The sequence below is a fragment of the Candidatus Binataceae bacterium genome (genome assembly GCA_036495685.1).
In the GTDB taxonomy this organism is placed as follows: Bacteria; Desulfobacterota; Binatia; order Binatales; family Binataceae; genus JAFAHS01.
Genome location: DASXMJ010000142.1, coordinates 1 through 2,732 on the forward strand (window position 1 = coordinate 1; position 2,732 = coordinate 2,732).

A 2,732-nucleotide genomic window follows, 5' to 3' on the forward strand; every position below is an offset into this window, starting at 1 on the left:
GGTGTATGAGCTCTTGGTACCCACGCAGCAGCGTCTGGTCGGCGCAGGTATAAGGGAGGGGGTCTATGAAGTTGGCGGCGATCTACGCTCGAGTGTCCTCGGATCAGCAGCGCGAGGAACACACGATTGCGAGCCAGACGGCAGCGCTGATCGAGTTCGCGAAGAACCACGAACTGGAGGTTCCAAAGGAGTGGATCTTCGAAGACGAAGGCTATAGCGGCGCGACGCTGGAGCGGCCGGGCTTGGAACGCGTACGAGACCTCGCGGCCGAAGGGCAGATCCAGGTCGTCTTGGCCTACGCGCCCGATCGGTTAAGTCGCAAATACGCTTATCAGATCCTGCTGATTGAGGAGTTAGCTCGACACGGGGTGGAGATGCGCTTCGTGAAAGCTCCCCAAAGCGTCACCGCAGAAGATCAGCTGCTCGTACAGTTCCAGGGCATGATCGCCGAGTACGAACGAGCGCAGATCCTAGAACGCTCTCGGCGCGGCAAACGATATCGCGCTCGATCCGGTGAAGTCAGCGTGCTGAGCGGTGCGCCGTACGGGTACCAGTATATTCGCAAGAGCGACGAGCTCCTGGCCTCATATAGAGTGATCGACGCGGAGGCCCGGGTGGTTCAACGAGTTTATGAGATGTACACGGTCGACGGGCTCAGCATAGGAGAGATCACGCGCCGGCTTAATGCCGAAGGCATCCCCACCCGCAAGCGGAGCGCCCGTTGGGAGCGCTCGGTGGTGTGGGCCATGTTGCGCAATTCGGCTTATCGCGGTGCTGCCTTCTTCGGCAAGACGCGCATCGCTGGCCGGATGCGTGTCACCCGAGCACTGCGGCGGCGCGGTGCGATCGTGTCCAGCAACAGTAACGGCCACGAGCGTCCGCGCGAGGAGTGGATCGAGATCCCGGTGCCCGCGCTAGTCAGTGATGACAGCTTCGCGCGAGCCCAGGAACTGCTCCAGGAGAACAAACTACGCTCGCGACGCCGCACCATCACGCCGAGCATCGTGCAGGGCTTGGTCAGCTGTCAGAAGTGCGGTTATGCTTTTTCCCGCACCTCGACTTACACCAGCGCGCGCAAGCTCCACTACTACAAATGTATTGGCTCGGACGGCTGGCGAAAACTGGGCGGTCCGGTGTGCGACAATGCCCGCTTCGTGCGCCAGGACCTGCTCGATCAAATCGTGTGGGCAGAAGTCATCCGATTGCTTGAGGACCCGACCTTGATCCAGCAGGAACTCGATCGCCGCCTGGCCGCGGCGCGTTCCTCCGATCCGACCAAACAGCGCGAACAAAGCTTGCGCAAGGAAGCGACGCGTGTCGGCAACCGCCTGGAGAGGCTGCTCACCGCCTACCAGGAAGAACTCTTGTCGCTCGAGCAGTTGCGGGAGCGAATGCCCCCGCTGCGCCAACGCGAACAAACTTTACGCGCCGAGCTGCAAGCGATCGCTGATCAAGCTAGCGATCGCGCCTCCTTCTTGCGCCTGGCAGAGACCCTCGCGGCGTTCCTGGGTCGACTGCGCAGCACCGCCGATACGCTTGACGTCATGGAGCGCCAGCGGATCGTGCGGCTGGTCGTCAAGGAGATCCTTATAGGCGACGACAGTATCGTTATCCGACACAGCATTCCGATAGCCTCGACGCCCCCCGCCAGCGGTGGCCCGCCGGCTCCCAGTCGCCCCGATGCCGGCCAAAGTTACCTTTTGCGTTCGGGGAGCAACTTCGCCCATCCTTTCCAACATCTACTTGCATGAAGTGCTGGATGAGTGGTTCACGCAGCAGGTTGTGCCGCGGCTCGTCGGCGGTGCTGTCCTAATCCGCTATGGAGATGATGCAGTCATCATCTTCGCGCAAGAGCGGGACGCGCAGCGGGTGCTCGACGTGCTGCCCAAGCGGCTGGCCAAATACGGTCTAACGCTTCACCCGGAAAAGACCCGGCTGATTGACTTCCGGCGACCGGATACGAGAACCGAGGGGTCGTCGAGCAGCGGGGACGCCCGGTCAGAGCCCGGCAGTTTTGACTTGTTGGGCTTCACTCATTACTGGGCGAAGTCCCGCAATGGGTACTGGGTGGTGAAGCAGAAGACCGCAAAGGACCGCTTCCAGCGCGCGCTCAAGCGCGTCGCCGACTGGTGCCGGAGTCATCTGCATGAGCCGGTGCGCGAGCAGTGGGTCGCACTCACGCGAAAGTTGTTGGGGCACTTTGGATATTTCGGTCTTACCGGAAACTTCAGAGCGCTGCGCCACTTCTGCTACCGCGTTACCGAAGTGTGGCGCAAATGGTTGAGCCGCCGCTCGCAACGAGCGCGGATATCATGGGAAGGCATGGTGCGCCTGCTCGAGCGGTATCCGCTGCCCCAGCCGCGCATCCGTACCTCCTCCGTCATGTAGCGAAGCCGTGGGCCGAGGAGCCGGATGCGATAATCTCGCACGTCCGGATCCGTGGGAACCTCGGGGAGCGATCCCCGAGGTGACCCGACAGCCGGTATTCGATGAAGCCAACTTCGGATATCGGCGAGGGCGATCAACGAAGGACGCCATGCGCAAGGTCTGGAGGGAGATTCACAGCGGGCGCGAGTGGATCGTGGATGCAGATTTGAAAAACTTTTTGGGTCTGTGGACCATGAGAAACTTCTAACCCTGGTGGCCCAGCAAATAGCAGATGGTCGGGTGCTGCGCCTGATTCGGGCGATGCTCAAGGCCGGAAGCTATGGCAAGGGGCAACTCTTCCCCAG

2 protein-coding genes are annotated in these 2,732 nt (G+C 61.5%); both read left to right on the top strand.

The window, feature by feature from the left end; all coding sequences use genetic code 11:
* Positions 1-65 precede the first annotated feature (65 nt).
* Positions 66-1,751, top strand: coding sequence for a recombinase family protein (locus VGI36_13330; GenBank protein HEY2486126.1), 1,686 nt, complete (start codon positions 66-68; stop codon positions 1,749-1,751).
* Positions 1,681-2,388, top strand: a complete 708-nt coding sequence (locus tag VGI36_13335) for a reverse transcriptase domain-containing protein (protein ID HEY2486127.1) — start codon at positions 1,681-1,683, stop codon at positions 2,386-2,388. The genes VGI36_13330 and VGI36_13335 overlap by 71 nt, the downstream gene beginning before the upstream one ends.
* Positions 2,389-2,732: the final 344 nt, after the last annotated feature.